The 22,858-nt window shown below is 64.9% G+C and carries 19 protein-coding genes; 8 read left to right on the top strand and 11 right to left on the bottom strand.

Translation table 11 applies throughout. The features are described 5' to 3' along the window. The first annotated feature begins 10 nt into the window (after positions 1-10). Genes flgG through flgH form a run of 3 tightly spaced genes read left to right on the top strand, consistent with a single transcriptional unit; the run spans position 11 to position 2,726 of the window. On the top strand, positions 11-799 hold the full coding sequence (gene flgG / locus GGD67_RS29595) for a flagellar basal-body rod protein FlgG (RefSeq protein ID WP_018321849.1): 789 nt from the start codon (positions 11-13) through the stop codon (positions 797-799). 22 nt (positions 800-821) lie between these two features. Further along, positions 822-1,955, top strand: a complete 1,134-nt coding sequence (gene flgA / locus GGD67_RS29590; RefSeq protein ID WP_179737883.1) for a flagellar basal body P-ring formation chaperone FlgA — start codon at positions 822-824, stop codon at positions 1,953-1,955. Between the two features lie 9 nt (positions 1,956-1,964). Next, on the top strand, positions 1,965-2,726 hold the full coding sequence (gene flgH / locus GGD67_RS29585; RefSeq protein WP_179737828.1) for a flagellar basal body L-ring protein FlgH: 762 nt from the start codon (positions 1,965-1,967) through the stop codon (positions 2,724-2,726). A gap of 133 nt (positions 2,727-2,859) precedes the next feature. On the opposite strand, the gene GGD67_RS29580 is transcribed toward flgH, so the two are convergent. The 5 genes from GGD67_RS29580 to GGD67_RS29560 form a co-directional block, all read right to left on the bottom strand. Then, on the bottom strand, positions 2,860-4,026 hold the full coding sequence (locus tag GGD67_RS29580; RefSeq protein WP_179737826.1) for a PcfJ domain-containing protein: 1,167 nt from the start codon (positions 4,024-4,026) through the stop codon (positions 2,860-2,862). A 506-nt stretch (positions 4,027-4,532) separates the two neighbouring features. Continuing rightward, positions 4,533-5,312 carry a 2-keto-4-pentenoate hydratase gene (locus tag GGD67_RS29575; protein WP_179737824.1) on the bottom strand — a complete coding sequence of 260 codons (780 nt, stop codon included), beginning with the start codon at positions 5,310-5,312 and terminating at the stop codon, positions 4,533-4,535. A 441-nt stretch (positions 5,313-5,753) separates the two neighbouring features. Then, a complete protein-coding gene (locus tag GGD67_RS29570) occupies positions 5,754-6,554 on the bottom strand; it encodes a phytanoyl-CoA dioxygenase family protein (RefSeq protein WP_179737813.1) in 801 nt (266 codons plus the stop codon). Between the two features lie 261 nt (positions 6,555-6,815). Next, positions 6,816-7,181, bottom strand: a complete 366-nt coding sequence (gene dksA, locus GGD67_RS29565) for an RNA polymerase-binding protein DksA (RefSeq protein WP_008554760.1) — start codon at positions 7,179-7,181, stop codon at positions 6,816-6,818. Between the two features lie 215 nt (positions 7,182-7,396). Beyond that, positions 7,397-8,008, bottom strand: coding sequence for an NAD(P)-dependent oxidoreductase (locus GGD67_RS29560; RefSeq protein ID WP_179737811.1), 612 nt, complete (start codon positions 8,006-8,008; stop codon positions 7,397-7,399). 149 nt (positions 8,009-8,157) lie between these two features. Here GGD67_RS29560 and GGD67_RS29555 point away from each other — a divergent pair, with 149 nt between their 5' ends. Continuing rightward, the gene (locus GGD67_RS29555) at positions 8,158-8,529 is read left to right on the top strand and encodes a helix-turn-helix domain-containing protein (protein ID WP_018321842.1); all 372 of its coding nucleotides are present in this window, start codon (positions 8,158-8,160) and stop codon (positions 8,527-8,529) included. Between the two features lie 181 nt (positions 8,530-8,710). Here GGD67_RS29555 and GGD67_RS29550 read toward each other — a convergent pair whose 3' ends face one another. Further along, positions 8,711-9,124, bottom strand: a complete 414-nt coding sequence (locus tag GGD67_RS29550; RefSeq protein ID WP_018321841.1) for a flagellar assembly protein FliX — start codon at positions 9,122-9,124, stop codon at positions 8,711-8,713. Between the two features lie 284 nt (positions 9,125-9,408). Between GGD67_RS29550 and GGD67_RS29545 the strand changes: the two genes are divergently transcribed. The 4 genes from GGD67_RS29545 to GGD67_RS29530 all read left to right on the top strand — a co-directional run bounded on the left by GGD67_RS29545 (position 9,409) and on the right by GGD67_RS29530 (position 11,930). Then, entirely contained in the window at positions 9,409-10,533 is a 1,125-nt protein-coding gene (locus tag GGD67_RS29545) for a flagellar basal body P-ring protein FlgI (RefSeq protein WP_026202627.1), read from the top strand. Beyond that, positions 10,533-10,901, top strand: a complete 369-nt coding sequence (gene flgJ / locus GGD67_RS29540) for a flagellar assembly peptidoglycan hydrolase FlgJ (RefSeq protein WP_179737809.1) — start codon at positions 10,533-10,535, stop codon at positions 10,899-10,901. Before GGD67_RS29545 ends, flgJ begins: the two co-directional genes overlap by 1 nt. Positions 10,902-10,912: 11 nt before the next feature. Beyond that, complete coding sequence (locus GGD67_RS29535) at positions 10,913-11,407, top strand: hypothetical protein (protein WP_179737807.1); 495 nt, start codon at positions 10,913-10,915, stop codon at positions 11,405-11,407. 163 nt (positions 11,408-11,570) lie between these two features. Beyond that, the gene (locus GGD67_RS29530) at positions 11,571-11,930 is read left to right on the top strand and encodes a hypothetical protein (protein WP_018321837.1); all 360 of its coding nucleotides are present in this window, start codon (positions 11,571-11,573) and stop codon (positions 11,928-11,930) included. A gap of 70 nt (positions 11,931-12,000) precedes the next feature. Here GGD67_RS29530 and flaF read toward each other — a convergent pair whose 3' ends face one another. The 5 genes from flaF to GGD67_RS29505 all read right to left on the bottom strand — a co-directional run bounded on the left by flaF (position 12,001) and on the right by GGD67_RS29505 (position 22,728). After that, positions 12,001-12,369 (bottom strand): flagellar biosynthesis regulator FlaF, encoded by a 369-nt coding sequence (gene flaF / locus GGD67_RS29525; RefSeq protein WP_008554779.1) that lies wholly within the window; start codon positions 12,367-12,369, stop codon positions 12,001-12,003. Positions 12,370-12,663: 294 nt separating this feature from the next. Continuing rightward, positions 12,664-14,952 carry a DUF1522 domain-containing protein gene (locus tag GGD67_RS29520; RefSeq protein WP_092262745.1) on the bottom strand — a complete coding sequence of 763 codons (2,289 nt, stop codon included), beginning with the start codon at positions 14,950-14,952 and terminating at the stop codon, positions 12,664-12,666. Between the two features lie 219 nt (positions 14,953-15,171). Next, positions 15,172-17,460, bottom strand: coding sequence for a DUF1522 domain-containing protein (locus GGD67_RS29515; RefSeq protein WP_179737805.1), 2,289 nt, complete (start codon positions 17,458-17,460; stop codon positions 15,172-15,174). A gap of 328 nt (positions 17,461-17,788) precedes the next feature. Continuing rightward, positions 17,789-20,077: a DUF1522 domain-containing protein gene (locus GGD67_RS29510; RefSeq protein ID WP_179737803.1), complete on the bottom strand. Its 2,289-nt coding sequence runs from the start codon at positions 20,075-20,077 to the stop codon at positions 17,789-17,791. 362 nt (positions 20,078-20,439) lie between these two features. Further along, the gene (locus tag GGD67_RS29505; RefSeq protein ID WP_179737801.1) at positions 20,440-22,728 is read right to left on the bottom strand and encodes a DUF1522 domain-containing protein; all 2,289 of its coding nucleotides are present in this window, start codon (positions 22,726-22,728) and stop codon (positions 20,440-20,442) included. Between the last annotated feature and the right edge of the window lie 130 nt (positions 22,729-22,858).

The following is a 22,858-nucleotide window of genomic DNA, read 5'->3' as shown; positions in this document are numbered from 1 at the left end:
GAGAACTGACATGCAGGCGCTTCACACCGCAGCGACCGGAATGGCGGCACAGGAACTCAACGTTCAGGTGATCTCCAACAACATCGCCAACCTGCGCACCACCGGCTTCAAGAAGCAGACCGCGGCGTTCCAGGACCTGATCTACGAGCACGTCCGCCGCGTCGGCGCGCAGGCCTCGGACCAGGGCACCATCCTGCCCGTCGGCGTCGACATCGGCGGCGGCGTCAAGACCGTCGGCACGCCGCGCAGCATGACGCAGGGCACGCTGTCGCAGACCGGCAACGATCTCGACCTCGCGATGTCCGGCGAGGGCTTCTTCAAGATCCTGATGCCCGACGGCACCTACCAGTACACCCGCGACGGCACCTTCCAGATGGACAATCAGGGCCGCGTCGTCACCGCCCAGGGCAACCCGGTGCAGCCGAGCATCACGATCCCGAACAACGCCTCCGGCATCAGCGTGAGCGAGCAGGGCCAGGTCTCGGTGACGCTGCCGGGCTCGTCGACTTCTACGATCGTCGGCCAGATCGGCGTGACCCGCTTCATCAACAAGGCGGGCCTGCAGCCGGTCGGCAGCAACCAGTTCACCGAGACCCCGTCGTCCGGCCCGCCGCAGGACGGCACCGCGAACTCCGAGGGCTACGGCAAGATCACCCAGGGCAGCCTCGAGCAGGCCAATGTCGACGTCGTCTCGGAGATGAGCGACCTGATCGCCGCCCAGCGCGCCTACGAGATGAACGCCAAGGTGATCAGCGCCGCCGACCAGATGATGCAATCGACCACGGCGCTGTTCCGCTGAGGCCAAGACTGAAGCAATGATGATGATCCGCACCACCCTCGCCACCATCTCCGCCCTGCTCGCGCTGGCCCTGCCGGCAGCGGCCGCGGACGACTTCATCGCCTCGCCGACGCTGCGCGCGAGCGTCACCGTGACCTCGGACGTGGTGCGGGTCGGCGATCTCATCGACAATGCCGGTTCGGCCGCGCTGATCCCGGTCTACCGCTCGCCCGATCTCGGCACCACCGGCACGCTGACGGTCGCGCAGGTGCTGTCGGTGCTCCGCGCAAAGCAGGTGATCGGCGTGATGACCGGCGACCTCAAGGAGGTCCAGGTCACCCGCCTCGCCCGCACGCTGGCGAACAAGGATCTCGAAACCGCCGTCGCCTCGGCGCTCGAGCGCCGCTTCGGCCTCGGGGACGCTGCCAACATCACCGTCACCTTTGACCGCGGCGTCGCCGAGATGCGGCTGGATGCCTCCAACTCCGGCACGCTGCAGCCGGTCGCAACCCGCTACGACGCCCGCAGCGGCCGTTTCGACATCGCTTTCGAGATTGCCAACGACAACAATCCGGCCGCGACCAAGCTGCGCTTCACCGGGACCGCGATCGAGACGGTGGAAGTGGCCGTGCTGACGCGCGACATCGAGCGTCTCGATCTCTTGAAGTCCTCCGACGTCACGCTGGAACGCCGGCCGAAGGCCGAGGTCACCGGCGAGCCCGCCTCGCGCGACCGCAGCGTCGGCATGCAACTGCGCCGGCCGATGCGGGCGGGCACCCCGCTCCGTGCCGCCGACATCGTCAAGCCCGACTTCGTGGTGCGCGATCAGAACGTCACCATCATCTACCAGGTGCCCGGCCTCTATCTCACCTCGCGCGGCAAGGCGATCGAGAGCGGCGCCGAGGGCGACACCGTCAGCGTGCTCAATGTGCAATCCAAGCGGACGCTGATCGGCGTCGTCACCGGCCGCGGCCAGGTGACGATCCAGGGCGCGAGCCAGTCGGCACCGATGGCGCCCGCGGTCGAGCAGACTTCCTCGCTCAAGCGCGATGAGGCGCCCGCCCCCGTCGACACCGCAGCCCTCGTCCGGAACCTAGTGCAGGCCCCCGCCTCGCCGGCCCAGATCGCACAAGCCCAGATCCCGCAAGCTCGCGTCTCGCAAGCTCAAGCCAAGTAAGAGTTCGTCATGTCCGCTTTCAGTTCGACTTACCGTCTTCGTCGCATCGCGATCTCTGCGCTGCTGCTGGCCAGTTGCGCGCTGGGCGGTTGCTCCTCGATCGACCGCCTGTCGCAGATCGGTGAGCAGCCGAAATTGTCCGCGATCGACAATCCGACGGCGCAGCCGGGCTACAAGCCGGTGCAGATGCCGATGCCGAAGCCGGAAGTCGCCTCCTACAATCCGAACTCGCTGTGGCGCAACGGCAGCCGCGCCTTCTTCAAGGACCAGCGCGCCCGCCAGGTCGGCGACCTCCTCACGGTGACCGTCAACTTCACCGACAAGGCCAACATCGCCAACGAGACCCAGCGCAGCCGCACCAACTCGGAAAACTCTCAGGTCACCGACTTCCTCGGCGCGAAGACGATCACGCAGGCCAACAAGATCCTGCCCGGCAGCCTCCTCACCGCCGGCTCCACCGCCTCCAGCGACGGCAAGGGCTCGGTCAACCGCACGGAAGCCTTGCAGACCAACGTCGCCGCGGTCGTCACCCAGGTGCTGCCGAACGGCAATCTCGTGGTCGAAGGCAAGCAGGAGATCCGCGTCAATTACGAGATCCGCGAGCTCGTGGTCGCCGGCATCGTCCGCCCCGAAGACATCCAGAGCGACAACACCATCGATTCCAGCAAGATCGCGCAGGCCCGCATCGCCTATGGCGGCCGCGGCCAGATCACGGACGTGCAGCAGCCGCGCTACGGCCAGCAGGTCATGGACGTGCTGCTGCCCTTCTAACCTCTTCAAGAGCTCCCACATCGTGTTCGCGAACTTAAGGCGCGAACGACGATGTACGACGCGGCCCTCGCTAGCTCCCCTGGCGAGGGCCGCATGTATTTTGCCTGCGCCGCGAAAGCGGCGCAGGCAACTCTCACAGCAGCATGATCCCGCGTGCTTGCGCCCACCGCTCCAGGATCTTGCTCTCCTCCGCGAGCGGCGGACGGTTTGCAAACCCGCGAACCTGAACCGCCCGGGAACGGGAATCCAGCTCGATGGTCAGCAGCCGCTGGACGTCGCCCGAGGCACGGCGACGGAGCGACCAGATCGACGCCTGCCCGGCAATGCACTTTGTCGCGTAAGAGGCAACGCAGTGGCGCATACCCCGCGTCTCGGCCACGAGATCGGCTGCGGTCCGCAACTGGACCACAACATACTCTTCACGCTTGGCCCGGTCCTTGGACGACCTGGTCCATGACCAGTCCGCAATCGCTGCACCGAGCCAACGCTCCTCGATCTGCTCGGGCCTTGCTGCCAGCCCTCGCGCACGGTTTCGCGCCGCCTCGGCGCGACGGCGTGCGGCCTCGATACGAGCGATCGCATCGAGATCGCGATGCCATTCGCGCATCTGCCGACCAAGCGAGATCAGTGAACGCCCCTTGAGGGTGTACTCCGGATCACGCCGGTGGCAATCGGCGAGGTAATCGTGGAAGTCATCCATGTCCTCGACCGTGGTGGGATGCGCGCAGAAGAAGCGCACCACCTCGCGCCAGAAGCGATTCTGAGCGCGCGGCGTCTGCGTGATCCTGGTGCGTGCGATCCGCATCGCAATGGCGGGATCGTTCGCATAGGATCGCGCGATCGCCTGCCAGATCGCAGCCTCGAAGCCAACGCTCCCCAACGGATTGAGGAACGCATGGACCTCCTTGCGAGACAGCCATTCGGCCGCACCGGCAGTGTAGAGCGAACCGCCGCCGGCCGCCGCGATATACCAGCGCTTGCGCAAATGAAGCTCGCCGGCGCCCAGTCCCGCGCCGTCGATCCAGATCTGCTCCAGATGTTCTGCGACAGGATAGCGCGCGAAGAGATAGCGAGCCGCGGCAAGACGAAGACGCGCGGCATCGCGAGTCTTCATCCGCGGCTTCCAGGCCTCGGCATCGCGCACGATGTCGGCCTCGAAGCCACGCCTGGCCTCGTAGATCGCGGTCTCGAAATCTGGTGGAGGACGCGTCCGCTGCGACACATGCCGCAGCGACAGCTCGTAGGCTTCAACCCGCGCGCGCTCGGCCTCCCGCCGGCGCTGAATCAATGAATGTGCCATTGTCGTTCAACATGATTGGATGACTGTCGGCCGGACGCAGTGGGAGCGTCGGCACGGAGCGTGTCGATCGCCACAGACTGTTCACGGCTGGTCTCCTCATTGTTGAACGCGCAGGTTGAATGGGACGGGGCTCATAGACCCGATCGCCGGCGGGCGCAAGATATCTCTGTCGGATGGAGACAGAAACTGCACATCACCAGAGAGGCTCGCGACATTTTGGCAACGCTGTCGCCGCACGCGGTCTTTGCCAGCGGCTCGTCCGCCGAAGCTCAAAGAGCGAAGGCGGAAGCGAAGCAATCCAGAATTGCTCCGGCGAGGGGTTCTGGATTGCTTCGCTTCGCTCGCAATGACGTGGATGAGGGTACAGCATTCAAGCCACCCCTCTGTCATCGTCCGCGAAGGTGGACGATCCAGTACTCCGAGATATTCGTGATTGTACTGGTGCAGCGCGGCGTACTGGATTCCCCGCCCTCGCGGGGAATGACTACGGGGACTACCGGTGCCCCTCAGGTAAACTTCACGTCCACCGCTCCCAGCCCGTCCAGTTCCATCCGCACCTTGTCGCCGGCCTTCAGCCACAGCGTCTTGACCAGGCTGCCCGTCAGCACGAGCTGTCCCGCGTGAAGACCCTTGCCTTCGGCGGCGAGATGATTGGCGAGCCAGGCGAGCGCGTTGTGCGGATGACCGAGCACGTCGGCGCCGGTGCCGTGGCTGACCTCCTCCCCGTTGAGGATGGCGCGGCCCTTGACCGCCTTCAGGTCCGGCACCGACGAGCGCGGAACCGCCGGGGCGAGCACGCAGCCGGCGGCGAAGAAGTCGTCGGCGATCAGCGTCGGGGCGCCCATCGCCTCCCACTTCACGTAGCGGTCATCGACGATCTCGATGGCGGGATGATAGGCCTCGACCGCCTCGCCGACCCATTCGGCCGTGAACGGCGCCTCGCCGGCGGCAAGGTCGCGCTTCAGCCGCACCGCAATCTCGCATTCGACCCCGACCCGGACATAATTGGAGGCGGCGAGCTTGGCGCCGGTGTCGTGCACGCCCTTCTGGAACACGCCGCCGCCGCAGGGATGTGGGATGCCGATGTAGTCCTGCATCACCTGGCTGGTGCAGCCGATCTTGTAGCCGACCAGCGGCCCGAGATGCGGCAGCAGCAGATCGTGCACCGCACGCTGGACCTGGTAGCCCTCGGCCTCATCAATGGGGGGACGCTCCAGCGCCGCGAGCGGCGCATGATTGCGACGCGCCAGCGCGATCGCCTTTGCGGCTTCGAGAATCTTATCCATCGGCGCCGCCTCCCACGCTACGCAACATTGCCGCTCAGTTCAGCATCCCCGTCCGCGCCTGACAAGCGCTGGTCGGCGCTCAGCCGGGCCGAATACGGGGGGCTCCCGCCGCTTAAGGAAATATTGAGCTGGTCCGGTCTTTATGGAGCCACGCGCCAGGCCCACCCGCCCCGCGCGGAACGAGACCCTGATTGCAGCGATGCGTGAAGCCGCTGCGCCGCCGTCTCAAGATGCCGGTCGATCTCCTTGATGCGACTCGCAAAACTTCCCGCACCTGAAGTGAAGGCTTTTTCTCATGCTAACTCACGTGAGCATGCAGGATTCGACTCTAGCCCATTGATCGCGATTCATTTTTCGCGATTCCGGCAATTGGCATCGGACGACAGCGGCGCTGTGGCGCAGGAACCCGCCACAACGCCGCGTGCAATGCCATCGCTTCCGTCAAATGCGTCCAAGCGCGAGGCGGATGGCGACCTCGACCGGCGAGTAATCGCCCTCGCTGCGCTCCAGCCGGTACGGTTCGGCGAGATGCAGCGGTGGTTGCGCCAGGAAGCGCGGTCGCGTTCCCCGATGCTTCTGCGCGGCATGAACCAGGAAGGGATGACAGAGATAGACCGTGCCGGCCGCACCGGTCGCGAGCGCCACCGGACAATCGGACCCCATCTGCTCCAGCATCATGTGCGCCCGCCCCGCATCGCCGGCTGGCGCCAGGTAGCGCGCCATCGGCCGATGCGAGCCGACCCGGATCCGCGTCGGCGCATCGTCGTCACCGACATCGGAGAACAGGAACAGCAACAGCAGCGCCCGCCCCCGCGAGGTGATGTTGACGCGCCAGGCCGAGAAATCCTGCGTCTCGTTCGGGTTGCTGGCCTCGCCGGGAAAGCTGAGATCGACATGCCAGCCGTCGTCGCCCGGATCGTCCGGGTGCGGAAAACGCACCGGAAAGGTGCCGACGTCGCGTCGCGGCCGCCACCGCCCCTGCCCGACGATCTGGTCGAAGGCGGCATGGAGCACGGCGGTGTTGATGGCATCCCCGAACGGCGGGCCGCCATAATAGGGCAGCCGCACCACGGGCCGGGTCCAGCTCGCGGGGTCGTGCTCGCTGCATGGCAGATCGCGCCAGATGATGGCGCGGGCGGCCTCGGCGAGCTCACTTGGGAAAGCATTGTCGATCCGGACAAAGCCGTCGCGGATGAATTGGGCTATTTGCGCGTCGTCCAACGCGCGCGGATTGGCAGTCATGATGATCTCTCAATTGCTCGCCAGCCCTCATCGTCCGCTCGCTGCGGAACCGGCTGGCTCAATCGGTTGGGAAGCCGCAAGTCGAACTCGCGGGACGCAATGCCTCCGCGACGGAGGCGCCTGCGCTCAGCCCAGGAAGAAGACCGATGCGATGTTGAGAGTGCAAATCATCATGGCGGCGCGAATCTACGCGCCGTACCAGCGGCGTTCAAGCGACGCCGTGAGCCAAAAACAAAAGAGCCGCACGCGGCGGCTCGGGCTCTATTCGTCGCGATAGACCTTCTCGCGCTTCTCGTGGCGCTCCTGCGCCTCCACCGAGAGCGTCGCGATGGGCCGGGCCTCGAGCCGCTTCAACGAGATCGGCTCGCCGGTGTCCTCGCAATACCCGTAGGTGTTGTCCTCGATACGCTGGAGCGCGGCGTCGATCTTGGCGATCAGCTTGCGCTGGCGGTCGCGGGCACGGAGCTCGATGGCACGGTCGGTTTCGGACGATGCCCGATCGGCGAGATCGGGGTGGTTCACGTTCTCCTCCTGCAGGGCTTGCAGAGTGAGCTTGGACTCTTTGAGGATCTCATCCTTCCAGGCGAGGAGCTTCAAACGGAAGTACTCCTTCTGCCGGTCGTTCATGAAAGGCTCTTTTTCGGTCGGTCGGTAGTTTTTCAACTTTTCCAAGGGCGGCCTATCTGTCTAATCAACGACTCGCAACGGAAACAGGGTCCGTTGAGCCGGGCCTTATATAGTGGCCTCCTGTGACAGACAATATTTCCCTGAAGCCCCGGCTGGCGCCCCCAAGCCCTTGCACAGGAAGGTTTATCCTGGAGGGCCTGGGGACCGCCGAAAGCCTAGTAACCGACCGTGAAACGCTGCCGCGGATGGGCTGGCCGCTCGATCTCATCGGCGAGCGCAATGGCGTAGTCGGCGAAGGTGATCCAGCTTTTTCCGTTCGCATCTGCGAGAAGCTGATCGGTGCCGAGGCGGAACTTGGCCGTGCGTTCCCCTTCGACGAACAGGGCCGACGGCGAAATGAAGGTCCAGTTCAAATCCTTTTCCTGCCGCAAGAGGTCGAGGAAGGCCGAGCCTGCCTCCGCTTCCGCCTTATATTGGGCCGGGAAATTGGGAGTCGTGACCAGTTTCACGCCCGGCGCGACCTTGAGGCTGCCGGCGCCGCCGACGACGAGGTAACGACCAACCCCGGCGTCCTTCGCCGCACCGATCAACTTCCGCGCGTCGCTGGCCAGGAAGTGCACGGAACTCACGGCGACGTCGTGCCCAGCCCACAGCTTGGCAAGACCCGCCTGGTCGAGCACGTCCCCCTTGGTCGGCGTGACGTTCGGCAGGGCCGCGATCTTCTCGGGGTTCCGGGCGATGGCCGTGACGGCATGGCCGCGGCGGGACAGTTCCTTGGTGATCTCCGACCCGGCCCGACCCGAGGCGCCGGCAACTGCGATTTTCATGGAAGGCTCCTTTGCTTCTATGGTAACTAGCAGTGACTAGATATCGCAAAGAATGCTGGTGTTAAGAGCGCACTTTGTGCTTACCTGATTACGCAAGGGTAACCGCCACGCGTGGCGCAAGCGACGAACATGGATTCCGAGGACCGACGATGAAACCCGACGTCTATGCAGCGAACTGCCCCACGCGCCAGATCCTTGATCGCATCGGCGACAAATGGGCGGTGCTGATCCTGCTGCTGCTGCGCGAGGAGCCGATGCGCTTCAATCATTTGCGCCGCACGATCGAAGGCATTTCGCAGAAGATGCTGAGCCAGGTTCTCAAATCGCTCGAACGCGACGGGCTGATCAAGCGCCATGCCATCGCGACCGTGCCGGTCACGGTGGAATATTCGATCACGCAGCTCGGGCTGACGCTCGCCGGCGCAGTCGATCCGCTGCGCGATTGGGCCGAGCAGAATCTGAAAGACGTTCTCGCCGCCCAGCGCCGCTACGACGCGCAGCAGAAGGAGGAAGCGGCGTAAGGGGTGCGGCGAAGATGCAATAGCAGTCCCGTCATCCTGAGGCGCGAGGCATGGGACGCAACGCGTCCCATGGGGAGCCTCGAAGGATGCACGGCCGAGATGCTTCAGCGGGGCCGTCGCCCTTCGAGGCTTGCCCTGCAATTGCATTGCAGGGCGCGCACCTCAGGGTGACGGATGACGATTAAGCCCGTCCGGCCTTGGCGAGTTCAACCTCGACGCGCAGCTCGATCTCGGAGAGCACTGCATCGAGACCGGGATCGCCCGAGGACGATTTCAGGTTCGCCGCGGCATCGCGCAGGCGCATCACGGTCGAGGCGTCGAGATTGCCGGCCAAGAGGCCCATCTTGAGATCGTCGAGCACGTCGAGCGCGGTCCTGCCGCGGGTGACCGAGCGCTTGCGGCGCTCGACCGGATCCTCCTCGACGCCTTGCAGCGCGAGCAGCCCGTCGATGTTGGTGGCGGCCTTCGGTGCGGCAGCGCTCCGGGTCTCCTGCGCCGACGAGGTGTCGGGCAACACGAAAGTGCCGGAGCCGGTCCGCCTGGCCTGGTTGGCCGGCGTTCCAAGCGTCGTGCCGTTCGGTCCGTAGATGCGCATCGGAGGGAATCCGGGTGATCGATGCGGTCACCTTCGCCGTCTTATGGTTAACGGCGCGTAAACGGCCCGGCAAAATCTGCCGACGGGCGGCAGTTTCGCTCCTCAGGGACAACACTCGCTGACACCGGTCGAAACAGATTTATTCAACCTATTCAGCGGCCTATCCCTTCCGCCCCGGGTTGGCACAGCCCTCGCAAGGACAGCGCCGGACCAGCTCGTCATGGGAGTGTCGTGCAGGTCCTTCCGATTTGAGGAGCCCTTTGAGGATCCTTGGGGAGCAGAGGATGCCAAGCGTTCGTTGGGTGAGGATTGTTGGGGTGGCCTGCGCCGCGCTGTCGGCGCTGGTGCTGTCGCTCGCGCCGGCGGCTGCGACCTCGCGCATCAAGGACCTCGCCAATATCGAAGGCGTGCGGCAGAACCAGCTCATCGGTTACGGTCTTGTCGTCGGCCTTAACGGCACCGGCGACACGCTCAACAACATCCCCTTCACCAAGCAATCGCTGCAGGCGATGCTCGAGCGCATGGGCGTCAACATCCGCGGCGCCACCATCCGCACCGGCAACGTCGCAGCCGTGATGGTGACCGGCAATCTGCCGGCCTTCGCCACCCAGGGCACGCGCATGGACGTCACCGTCTCCGCGCTCGGCGATGCCAAGAACCTCCAGGGCGGCACCCTGCTCGTCACCCCCCTGTTAGGTGCCGACGGCAATGTCTACGCGGTGGCGCAGGGCTCGCTCGCGATCTCCGGATTCCAGGCCGAGGGCGAGGCGGCCAAGATCGTGCGCGGCGTTCCGACCGTGGGACGCATCGCCAACGGCGCCATCATCGAGCGCGAGATCGAGTTCGCGCTCAATCGGCTGCCGAACGTGCGCCTGGCGCTGCGCAACGCCGACTTCACCACGGCCAAACGGATCGCGGCCGCGGTCAACGACTATCTCGGCGTCAAGACCGCCGAACCGATCGATCCCTCCACGGTCCAGCTTTCGGTCCCGCCCGAGTTCAAGGGCAACGTCGTCGCCTTTCTCACCGAGATCGAGCAACTCCAGGTCGACCCGGATCTTGCCGCCAAGATCATCATCGACGAACGCAGCGGCATCATCGTGATGGGGCGCGACGTCCGCGTCGCCACCGTCGCGGTGGCGCAGGGCAACCTCACCGTCACCATCTCCGAGAGCCCACAGGTGAGTCAGCCCAACCCACTGTCGCGCGGCCGCACGGTGGTCGCGCCGCGCAGCAGCGTCACCGTCACCGAGGACGGCAAGAAGCTGGCCGTCGTCAAGGACGGCGTCTCGCTGCAGCAGCTCGTCGACGGCCTCAACGGTCTCGGCATCGGTCCGCGCGACATGATCAGCATCCTCCAGGCAATCAAGGCCGCCGGTGCGATCGAAGCCGACATCGAGGTGATGTGATGCAGCCAAGCGCGATCAACACCCCTCGCCTCGCCACCTCGTCGGCCTTCTCGGTCGAGAGCCGCAACGGACGACCCGATTTCGAGCTCGCCGCCGCCCTACAAAAGGTCTCGCCGAAGCAGCAGGCCAGGGCGCAGAAGACCGCCACCGACTTCGAGGCGATGTTCCTCAACAGCATGTTCTCGCAGATGACATCGGGCCTGAAAGGCGAAGGCCCGTTCGGCGACACGCCCGGCACCGGCGTGTGGCGCTCGATGCTGACCGAGCAATATTCCAAGAACTTCGCCAAGGCCGGCGGCGTCGGCATCGCCACCGAAGTCTACCGCACCCTCATCATGCAGCAGGCGAAAACGATCCGCACGGCATAAGGTCAAACGAGATGAACCATTTCAACGCCTCACGTCAGCCGATGCAACAGCGCCCGAACACCGCGCCCGGCAGCGCCGAGGCGCGCAAGCTCGCCGAAGGCCTGATGGACGCGATGAGCGCGCTGCTCGGACTGATCGAGCGCGAGACCGAGCTCGTTCGTGCCGGCAAGGTCCGCGAGGCGATGACGCTCGAGAGCAAGAAGCAGGAGCTGTCGCGAAACTATGTCGGCGCCGTCAGCCAGTTGAAGGCGAACCAGGCGCAGCTTGCGAAATCCGCGCCGGAGCTGCTCTCGACGCTGCACCGCCACCACGATGCGTTCCGCGCGATGCTCCAGGTCAATCTCACCGTGCTCGCGACCGCGCACGCGGTCTCCGAAAGCGTCGTGCGCGGCGTCAATGCCGAGCTCCAGAAGCGCAACGTGCCGAACACCTATACGGCCGCTGGTCGCCGCGCAGCTCCAGGTCCGCGCCACATCACGCCATTGGCGGTCAGCCGCTCGCTCTGAGCTGAGCGCCACAAGAACAAGCGACAATTTTACGAAAAACCGCGCGGCGAAATCGTCGCGCGGTTAGTCACGTTTCCTTACCGGGTCTTCAGTCCTGGTGTTCCATGGTTGCGTTATTAGAGGGGTTGGGATTTGACTCACATTAGGCAACCAGGAGGCTGCCATGAGTACAGATTTCAGCATCAGGCCGGTGGGGATCCCGGCCCCCGTGCAGATCGTCACGACGTCCAATGCGGCGGCGAACGAGGCTGTGCAGACTGATCTTCCGGTGCGCCAGACGGTCGCCGCGGCGGATACGGGCGCGCCCGTGCGCAACGATCTGCCGAACCACGAGAACGTCTCGCGCCAGGTCGTGTTCGACCAGGCGGCCGCATCCTTCGTCTTCCAGGTCGTCAACGAGAGGACCGACGCGGTGGTCAACCAGTTCCCCGACGAAGCGATGCTGCGCCGGCGGGCCTATTTCCATGCAATGGATATGAAGTCCGAGCCCTCGCGTCCGCTCAGCACCGACGTCAGCGCCTGACGATCGCGTATTGAGCTGGCCGAGGCAATCGCTGGCAAATGCTCGCGATGCCGACCATCACGTGTCCTCGTCACGGCCGTCCGGACAGGCCCGCAGCGATATTGCGGTTGATCTCGATCAGCGGACGGAAGTGATCGAACTGCGGGCTCATCTGCAGCGCGGCGGTCTGGCTCAGCACGAACACGCTGATGTTGGCGATCTTCTGCCGGACGTCGATCGGCTGCGGATTGTTGTCGCGCATCGCCTCGCTCAGGAAGATGGTCCAGAGCTTGCGGTTGAACATCAGGGCCTGCATGGTCTGCTCGCTGAGCGGATCAGCGTTGTTCACCGCATCCTGGAGCTTGTTCGCGGCCTTGAGCAGGGTCTGCGCCTCGATGTCGCGAGGAGATGCGGTGGTTGTTGCAACACGCGCATAAGCCGAGGCAGCGGAATTCGACATCAATCACACCCTGGAGGTTACCTAGCGCGTTGGACGCGCTTAAGGATTTCTTTCCCAACCCTAGGCAGCACCGCTTAAGATTTGCTTACGTGTTGTGCTTGGAAGCCCTCCGGATAATTACGGGTCACGGAGCTCTTCGTCGGCGCAACGCTAGATCCACGCACGCACGATGTAAATTCGCTTCGCGTGATGCGTGTCGATCTCAGCTAATCTTGTCTTAGCGATCTCCCTCAAAAGAACGGCGGAGCGTTAGCCCCGCCGCGATATATCGTGTGGCGATCTTGCGCCTCGAAATTAGCGGAGCAGCTGCAACACGCTCTGCTGCGACTGGTTGGCCAGCGACAGTGCGGACACCGCGATCGACTGGCGGGTCGACAGCGCCTGGCTGTTGGCCGCTTCCTCGTTGGTATCGGCGAGCGTCAGGTTGGACGAGCCGGTCTGCAGCACGTTGATCAGGTTCTTGGAGAAGTCCTGGCGCACCTGCACGATCGAGAGGTTCGAACCGAGCGAGGAGCCTTCCGAGCGCAGTCTGCTCGAGGCGGCATTCAGGCTGGCCAGCACCTTGTTGGTGGCGCCGTTGTCGATGAAGTCCGTGCCGGGAACGAGATTGCTGAGGCCGAGGCCGGCCGCGTTGAACACGACGCCGTTGATGCCGAGCGTGGAGCTGCCGGTTTCGTTGAAGACCAGCTTCAGCGTGTCGCCGTTGAGCAGGTTGATGCCGTTGAAGGACGAGTCCTGCGACGTCGTATCGATCTGCGCCAGGATGTTGTTGAACTGGCTGACCAGGCTCGAACGCGCCGTCTGCGCGACGGGATCCTGAACCGGCGGCTGTGCAGTGGTAAAGGCGAGCACGCCGGTGAGCGTACCACCGACCGCGCCGCCCGCCGCCGTCGAACCAAGGGTCGAGGAGGCGTATTCGTTGACGGTGGTGACCGTCAGCACGCCGTTGGCGTCGATCGTCGCCGTCAGGTGGTTGGCCTGAAGCTGCACATTGAGCTGATCGAGCGTCTTGACGGTGCCGTTGGTGCCGTCGCCGAAGGTGACGTTCACCGGCGTGCCGCCGTTGAAGGAGGAGAAGGTCAGGGTCTTGCCGCTGACACCGCCAACACCGGAGGTTCGCGCCGCGGTAAAGGCGGTCGCCGTTCCCGTGTTGCCGCTGAGGCCGAACGCGCTGAGGGCGTTGCCGGTGCCGGTGATCGAAAGATCGGAGTTGATGCCGGTGGAGAGCGCAAGCTGACCGCTGCTGTTGACGGACGACGGGATCTGGCCCGCAGTGGTCGACAGGGTCGCCGCGCCGTTAAAGAGGCTCGCGGTCTTGACGCCGGTGGCAAGGTCGACCGCGTTGAGCAGGTCGGTCAACGTCGCGCTCTGGAGATAGACCGTCGAGTTGCCGTTGCCGTCGGTGACGATGTTGCCGCTGACGCCACCCGAGGTGACGCTCGCCGCCGATTGCGGCGTCTGCGCGTTCTTGAACGTGATGGTGTGACCATCGATGTTCAGCGTCGAGCCGTCCTGAACGAGAGAGCCGAGCGAGCCGGCGGTTGTCGACCGGTTCGCGGTCACGCTTGCATTGCCTGCGCCGGTCGCCGCGGTCAGACCGAGCTTGTTGAGGAAGTCGGCCTTGCCCGTCACGCTCAGATCGGCGCCGGTCGAGCTCTTCAGCGTGACCTGGCCGCCGGTGATGGACGATGCGACTTGAAGCGTGCCGACGGGACCCGCCGAACCGCTGACCGCGATGGTCGCCGCACCCGCACTGATTGTAGCTGTCTTGACGCCGCTGGCGAGGTCGATCGCGGTGAGGACGTCGTTGATGGTCGCCGCGGGCGCCGCCGCCGTTCCCTCGTAGACGATCGAATTGCCGTTGCCGTCGGTGGCGATGTGCCCGCTGGCGTCGAGGCCCCAGCCGGTCGGCTGCGTGGCCGGAGCGACGCCGGTGCGGAAGGTGATGGACTTGCCGTTCACCGTGATGGTGTCGCCATCCGCGGGCGCGGCGCCGAAGGTGGTGGAAGCGGTGGTGCCGACCAGCGTGGCGGTGCCGCTGAGCACGGTGGTGCCGTCGGCCGCGGTCGCCGCAAATCCGACCAATGTGCCGGCGCTCGAGCCCAGCGAGGCGCCAAGTGCGGCGGTTCCGGTGACCGGGGTCGTGCCACCGGCAGCACCGGTATATAGCACGTTGCTCTTGGCGGTCGCGCTTGCATAGGAGGTCGTCCCGCGCAAGTCGGCCGGCGTCGCACCGGGAATGGTGGTGGAGACGTTCGACTTGGTGGAATAACCGACCGTGGTCTGCAGCGCCTGGTTGGCGATCGATTTCGCGCTGTCGATCAGCTTCTGCAGCGAGGTGATGCCGGTGTTTGCGGCTTGCAGCACCTGGACACCATTATTGATGCCATCGAGCAGGTTGCTGATGTCGCTCGCCCGGTTGTCCAACCCCTGCGCCGTGAAGAAGTTGGTGGGATTGTCGAGCGCGGTATTGACCTTCTTGCCGGTCGACAGCCGCTCCTGCGTCGTGGCCAGCAAGTCGGCCGTCGACTGCAGCGACAACAGGTTCTGGCGAACGGACGCCGAGAGAACGATGTTGGACATTGGCGAGTCTTCCTCTTGAACCGGATACGAATCGGCCGCGCGGTCTCGAAAGCGGGCTTTTGTCCAGTTTTAGGAGGTGTCCTTTAAAGTATGGTTAACGCCGGTTTAATCGATAGGGTTAACCGCCGGTGAACGCCCCTGCCCGCCGCCGGACGCAAAAAAGAGCGGCGGGGCAAATGACCCCGCCGCTCTGGTTTGTTTAGTGATTTCAGCTGCTTATTAGCGGAGCAGCTGGAGCACGCTCTGCTGCGAGGTGTTGGCCAGCGACAGCGCGGAGACCGCGATGGACTGGCGGGTCGACAGCGCCTGGCTGTTGGCCGCCTCGACGTTGGTGTCGGCCAGGGTCAGGTTGGACGAGCCGGTCTGCAGCACGTTGATCAGGTTCTTGTTGAAGTCCTGACGGATCTGCACGACCGAGAGGTTCGAACCGAGGCTCGAGGCTTCCGAGCGCAGCGTGCTCGACGCGGCGTTCAGGTTGGTCAGCACCCGGTTGGCCGCGGCGTTGTCGATGAAGTCGACGCCGACGGTCAGGGCAGCAAGACCAAGACCCTTGGAGTTGTAGGTCACGCCGGTGATGTTCAGGCTCGACTTGCCGGTCTCGTCGAACACCAGCTTGAGCTGGTCGCCGTTCAAGAGGTTGACGCCGTTGAACGAGGAGTCCTGCGAGGTCGTGTCGATCTGGTTCAGGATGTTGTTGTACTGAGACACCAGATTGGCACGCGCCGTCTGGGCAACGCCATCCTGGACGGGGTTGGAGGCCGTCGAGAAGGTCAGCGCCGAGGTGAGCGTTCCGCCGATCGCGCCGCCGGCAGCCGTCGAGCCGAGCGTCGAGGACGCGTAGTCGTTGGACGCGGTGATGGTCAGCAGGCCGTTGGCGTCGATCGTCGCAGACAGGTTGTTGGCCTGCAGCTTGGTGTTGAGCTGGTCGAGCGTCTTGACGGTGCCGTTGGTGCCGTCGCCGAAGGTGACGTTGACCGCCGTGCCGCCGTTGAAGGAGGAGAAGGTCAAGGTCTTGCCGGCGATGCCGCCGATGCCGGAGGTGCGGGCCGCGGTGAAAGCGGTCGCGTTGCCGGTATTGCCGGCCAGGCCGAACACGTTCAGCGCATTGCCGGTGCCGGTGATCGAGAGGTCGGCGTTGACGCCGGTCGAGATCTTGAGCTGACCGGACGTATTGATCGTCGAATTCGACTGACCGGTGGCGGTCCCAAGCGTCGCGGTGCCGTTGGCGTTGATCGTCGCGGTCTGCACGCCGGTGGCAAGGTCGATCGCCTTCAAGACGTCGTTGACCGTGCCGGCCTGCAGGTAGACCGTCGAGTTGCCGTTGCCGTCGGTGACGACGTTGCCGCTGACACCGAAGCCGCTCGGAACGCTCGGAGCCCCGGTCGAGCCCGGAACCGGCGCGTTCTTGAAGGTGATGACGTGACCATCGACGTTCAGCGTCGAGCCGTCCGCGATCTCCGCACCCAGCGAGGCCGCGCTCGTGGTCCGGTTGACGTTCACGGTGGCATTGCCTGCACCTGTTGAGGTCGTCAGGGCGAGGGCCTTGAGCAGGTCGGCCTTGCCGGTGACGCTCAGATCCGCGCCTGTCGAACTCCTCAGCGTGACGGCGCCGCCGGCAACGGTCGAGGCGGTCTGGCCGACACTCGTGGCGATCGTCGCAGCACCCGCGCTGATGGCAACTGTCTTGACGCCGCTGGCCAGATCGATCGCGCTCAACAGATCGTCGACGGTCGCAAGCGTCGCAGGCGTGCCGGTGCTACCGAGATAGACGGTGGTATTGCCGCTGCCGTCGGTGACGAGATGGCCGCTGACGCCCGAACCGGCGGGAACACCGGTCGCCGCCGGCGCGACGCCGGCGCGGAAGGTGATGGTCTTGCCGTTCACGGTCAGGGTGTCGCCGTCGGCGGGCTGGGCGTTGCCGGCCAGGCCGCTGGCGCTCGTGCCGTTGGTGGCGATCAGGGTGATGGTGCCTTCCAGGGTCGTGGTACCGCCGGCGCCGGTCGTTGCGCCAGTGCTCGCGAAGACGCCGATGCTGGCGCCGAGCGTCGTGGTGCCGGTCGCCGCCGTGGTGCCGCCCGCCGCGCCGCTATAGAGCACGTTGCTGGAGGCGGTGGCGCTGGCGAAGCTCGTCGTGCCGCGGAGGTCGGCCGCGGTCGCACCGGAGATGGTGGTCGAGACGTTCGACTTGGTGGAGTAACCGACCGTGGTCTGCAGCGCCTGGTTGGCGATCGACTTGGCGCTGTCGATCAGCTTCTGCAGAGAGGTCAGGCCGGTATTGGCAGCCTGCAGCACCTGCACGCCGTTGGCGATGCTGTCGAGCAGGTTGTTGATGTCGCTGGCGCGGTTGTCGAGCGACTGTGCCGTGAAGAAGTTGGTGGGATTGTCCAGGGCCGAGTTGACGCTCTTGCCGGTCGACAGACGGTTCTGTGTGGTGGCGAGGAGGTCGGCGGTGGACTGGAGAGAGAGGAGGTTCTGGCGAACCGACGCAGAGAGAACAATACCTGACATGACTCTTACCCTTCTGGCTTACGCGTCTTCGTTCGATCGCTTCGGATCGAGTGACGGGGCCAGCGTGCCGCGACATGGCTAACAAAGGGTGAAACGAACATCGCCTGCATAAGCGCCGGTTCACCATAAGCGCGCGCAAGGTGCGCGAGGGCACGGCAATCAAGCTGAAATCGTTGGTGTTTTTCCGCGCTTACGCTCCATTAACCATAACCGCTGGTTACTTTTTCGGGTGCCGCCTGCCCTCTCGAAGTCTCCAGGCGGTCGGCAAAAAGAAGGCGGCGGGGCCGAAGCCCCGCCGCCGGATCTTGCTTGCGATGTCGTCCGCGATTTAGCGGAGCAGCTGCAGCACGCTCTGCTGCGACTGGTTGGCCAGCGACAGCGCGGAGACCGCGATCGACTGACGGGTCGACAGCGCCTGGCTGTTGGCCGCCTCGACGTTGGTGTCGGCCAGGGTCAGGTTGGACGAGCCGGTCTGCAGCACGTTGATCAGGTTCTTGTTGAAGTCCTGACGAACCTGCACGATCGTCAGGTTCGAACCGAGGCTCGAAGCTTCCGAGCGCAGCGTGCTCGAGGCGGCGTTCAGGTTGGTCAGCACCTTGTTGGTGGCGGCGTTGTCGATGAAGTCGACGCCGCCGGTCAGCGCAGCAAGGCCGAGACCCTTGGAGTTGTAGGTCACGCCGGTGATGCTGAGGTTCGACTTGCCGGTCTCGTCGAACACCAGCTTGAGCTGGTCGCCGTTCAACAGGTTGACGCCGTTGAACGAGGAGTCCTGCGCCGTCGAGTCGATCTGGTTCAGGATGTTGTTGTACTGAGACACCAGGTTCGCACGCGAGGTCTGGGCAACCGTATCCTGGACGGGGGTGGAAGCCGTCGAGAACGTCAGTGCCGATGTCAGCGTACCGCCGATCGCACCACCCGCCGCCGTCGATCCGATGGTCGAGGACGCATAGTCGTTGGTGGTCGAGACCGTCAGCAGGCCGTTGGCGTCGATCGTCGCCGTCAGGTTGTTGGCCTGAAGCTTGGTGTTGAGCTGATCGAGCGTCTTGACCGTGCCGTTGGTGCCGTCGCCGAAGGTGACGTTGACCGCCGTGCCGCCGTTGAAGGAGGAGAAGGTCAAGGTCTTGCCCGTGAGGCCGCCAACGCCGGAGGTACGAGCCGCGGTGAAGGCGGTCGAGGTCCCCGTGTTACCAGCGAAGCCGAGCACGTTCAACGCATTGCCGGTGCCGGTGATCGACAGATCGGCGTTGACGCCGGTCGAGATCTTGAGCTGGCCGGAGGCGTTGATCGACGAGTTGGTCTGGCCGGTGGCGGTCGCAAGCGTCGCGGTGCCGTTGGCGTTGATCGTCGCGGTCTGCACGCCGGTGGCAAGGTCGATCGCCTTCAAGACATCGTTGACCGTGCCGGCCTGCAGGTAGACCGTCGAGTTGCCGTTGCCGTCGGTGAGGACGTTGCCGCTCGCACCAAAACCGCTCGGAACGCTCGGAGCACCGGTCGAGCCCGGGATCGGCGCGTTCTTGAAGGTGATGACGTGACCGTCGACGTTCAGCGTCGAGCCGTCCGCGATCTCCGCCCCCAGCGAGGCCGAGCTCGTGGTCCGGTTGACGTTGACCGTGGCGTTGCCGCCGCCCACGGCCGTCGTCAGGGCGAGGGCCTTGAGCAGGTCGGCCTTGCCGGTGACGCTCAGATCCGCACCAGTCGAGCTCCTCAGCGTGACGGCGCCGCCGGCAACGGTCGAGGCGGTCTGGCCGACGCTCGTGGCGAGCGTCGCAGCACCCGAGCTGATGGCAACTGTCTTCACGCCGCTGGCGAGATCGATCGCGCTCAACAGATCGTCGACGGTCGCAAGCGTCGCAGGCGTGCCGGTGCTACCGAGATAGACGGTGGTATTGCCGCTGCCGTCGGTGACGAGATGGCCGCTGACGCCCGAACCGGAGGGGACACCGGTCGCCGCCGGCGCGACGCCGCTGCGGAAGGTGATGGTCTTGCCGTTCACGGTCAGGGTGTCGCCGTCGGCGGGCTGGGCGTTGCCGGCCAGGCCGCTGGCGCTCGTGCCGTTGGTGGCGATCAGGGTGATGGTACCTTCCAGGGTCGTGGTACCGCCGGCGCCGGTCGTTGCGCCAGTGCTCGCGAAGACGCCGATGCTGGCGCCGAGCGTCGTGGTGCCGGTCGCCGCCGTGGTGCCGCCCGCCGCGCCGCTATAGAGCACGTTGCTGGATGCGGTGGCGCTCGCGAACGAGGTCGTGCCGCGCAAGTCGGCCGCGGTCGCACCGGAGATGGTGGTCGAGACGTTCGACTTGGTGGAGTAACCCACCGTGGTCTGCAGCGCCTGGTTGGCGATCGACTTGGCGCTGTCGATCAACTTCTGCAGCGAGGTGATGCCGGTGTTGGCAGCCTGCAGCACCTGCACGCCGTTGGCGATGCCGTCGAGCAGGTTGTTGATGTCGCTGGCGCGATTGTCGAGCGACTGTGCGGTGAAGAAGTTGGTGGGATTATCCAGAGCCGAGTTGACGCTCTTGCCGGTCGACAGACGGCTCTGTGTGGTGGCGAGAAGATCAGCGGTGGACTGGAGGGAGAGGAGGTTCTGGCGAACCGACGAAGAGAGGACGATACCGGACATTGAGTGTTACCCTTCTGGTACGCAACGCAACAAACAAACTTCGATTAGGATTAATCGATGCCGGGACGGTGAACGCAGACGGCTAACAAAGCATGAAGCGTGTCGCACCAGTCCTTGCGCGGATTCACCATACGCGCGTTCGGAGCCTGATCCGCTCCCCCCATATCGTCATGATAGGATGACGCTTTTTGGTGCAGCGACGAGCCATTTGCCACTTGTCAACCATAACTCAGAGTGAGCAATTGGCTGCATTCGAATGCATCATTCCCGGTTCGTTATGCGGCACCTGATGCCGGCGCCAAAAAGAAAGCGGCGGGGCCGAAGCCCCGCCGCCGGATCTTGCTTGCGATGTCGTCCGCGACTTAGCGGAGCAGCTGCAGCACGCTCTGCTGCGACTGGTTGGCCAGCGACAGCGCGGAGACCGCGATCGACTGGCGGGTCGACAGCGCCTGGCTGTTGGCCGCTTCGGTGTTGGTGTCGGCCAGGGTCAGGTTGGACGAACCGGTCTGCAGCACGTTGATCAGGCTCTTGTTGAAGTCCTGACGAACCTGCACCACCGAGAGGTTCGAACCGAGGCTCGAGGCTTCCGAGCGCAGCGTGCTCGACGCCGCGTTCAGGTTCGCCAGCACCTTGTTGGTCGCGGAGTTGTCGATGAAGTCGACGCCGCTGGTCAGGGCAGCGAGGCCCAGACCCTTGGAGTTGTAGGTCACGCCGGTGATGCTCAGGTTCGACTTGCCGGTCTCGTCGAACACCAGCTTGAGCTGGTCGCCGTTCAACAGGTTGACGCCGTTGAACGAGGAGTCCTGCGCGGTCGTGTCGATCTGGTTCAGGATGTTGTTGTACTGAGAGACCAGGTTGGCACGCGAGGTCTGGGCAACGGTGTCCTGGACGGGGCTGGAAGCCGTCGAGAACGTCAGTGACGAGGTCAGCGTGCCGCCGATCGCACCACCTGCGGCGCTCGAACCAATGGTCGAGGACGCGTAGTCGTTGGTGGTGGAGACCGTCAGCAGGCCGTTGGCGTCGATCGTCGCCGTCAGGTTGTTGGCCTGCAGCTTGGTGTTGAGCTGATCGAGCGTCTTGACCGTGCCGTTGGTGCCGTCGCCGAAGGTGACGTCAACCGCCGTGCCGCCGTTGAAGGAGGAGAAGGTCAAGGTCTTGCCGCTGATGCCGCCGATGCCGGAGGTACGAGCCGCGGTGAACGCGGTCGAGGTGCCGGTGTTGCCGGCAAGACCAAGCACGTTCAACGCGTTGCCGGTGCCGGTGATCGACAGATCGGCATTGACGCCGGTCGAGAGCTTCAGCGCGCCGGAAGCGTTGATCGACGAGTTGGTCTGGCCGGTGGCGGTCGCAAGGGTCGCGGTGCCGTTGGCATTGATCGTCGCGGTCTGCACGCCGGTGGCAAGGTCGATCGCCTTCAGCACGTCGTTGACCGTGCCGGCCTGCAGGTAGACCGTCGAGTTGCCGTTGCCGTCGGTGAGGACGTTGCCGCTCGCACCATAACCGCTCGGAACGCTCGGAGCACCGGTCGAGCCCGGGACCGGCGCGTTCTTGAAGGTGATGACGTGGCCGTCGACGTTCAGCGTCGAACCGTCCGCGATGGTCGCACCGAGCGAGGCCGAGCTCGTGGTCCGGTTGACGTTGACCGTGGCGTTGCCGCCGCCCACGGACGTCGTCAGGGCGAGGGCCTTGAGCAGGTCGGCCTTGCCGGTGACGCTCAGATCCGCGCCTGTCGAGCTCCTCAGCGTGACGGCGCCGCCGGCAACGGTCGAGGCGGTCTGGCCGACGCTCGTGGCGATCGTCGCAGCACCCGAGCTGATGGCAACTGTCTTGACGCCGCTGGCGAGATCGATCGCGCTCAACAGATCGTCGACGGTCGCAAGCGTCGCAGGCGTGCCGGTGCTACCGAGATAGACGGTGGTATTGCCGCTGCCGTCGGTGACGAGATGGCCGCTGACGCCCGAACCGGAGGGGACACCGCTCGCCGCCGGCGCGACGCCGGCGCGGAAGGTGATGGTCTTGCCGTTCACGGTCAGGGTGTCGCCGTCGGCGGGCTGGGCGTTGCCGGCCAGGCCGCTGGCGCTCGTGCCGTTGGTGGCGATCAGGGTGATGGTGCCTTCCAGGGTCGTGGTACCGCCGGCGCCGGTCGTTGCGCCAGTGCTCGCGAAGACGCCGATGCTGGCGCCGAGCGTCGTGGTGCCGGTCGCCGCCGTGGTGCCGCCCGCCGCGCCGCTATAGAGCACGTTGCTGGATGCGGTGGCGCTCGCGAACGAGGTCGTGCCGCGCAGGTCGGCGGCCGTCGCACCGGAGATGGTGGCGGAGACGTTCGACTTGGTGGAGTAACCGACCGTGGTCTGCAGCGCCTGGTTGGCGATCGACTTGGCGCTGTCGATCAGCTTCTGCAGCGAGGTGATGCCGGTGTTGGCAGCCTGCAGCACCTGCACGCCGTTGGCGATGCCGTCGAGCAGGTTGTTGATGTCGCTGGCGCGATTGTCGAGCGACTGGGCGGTGAAGAAGTTGGTGGGATTGTCCAGGGCCGAATTGACGCTCTTGCCGGTCGACAGACGGTTCTGCGTGGTGGCGAGAAGATCAGCAGTGGACTGGAGGGAGAGGAGGTTCTGGCGAACCGACGCGGAGAGGACGATGCCTGACATAACTCTGTTACCTTTCTGGTAAACGACGCAACTGTTACTCGTCTGCTTGGATCGAGAGTGACCCAGCGACCGGCGGACCGTGGCGCCGAGACCTCTAACGAAACATGAAATGAAATCCGTGCCTTTGCCG

This window comes from Bradyrhizobium sp. IAR9 (assembly GCF_013408065.1).
In the GTDB taxonomy this organism is placed as follows: domain Bacteria; phylum Pseudomonadota; class Alphaproteobacteria; order Rhizobiales; family Xanthobacteraceae; genus Bradyrhizobium.
The sequence above is the reverse complement of the archived record's forward strand: the minus strand, read 5'-3'. Positions and strand labels throughout refer to the sequence as shown.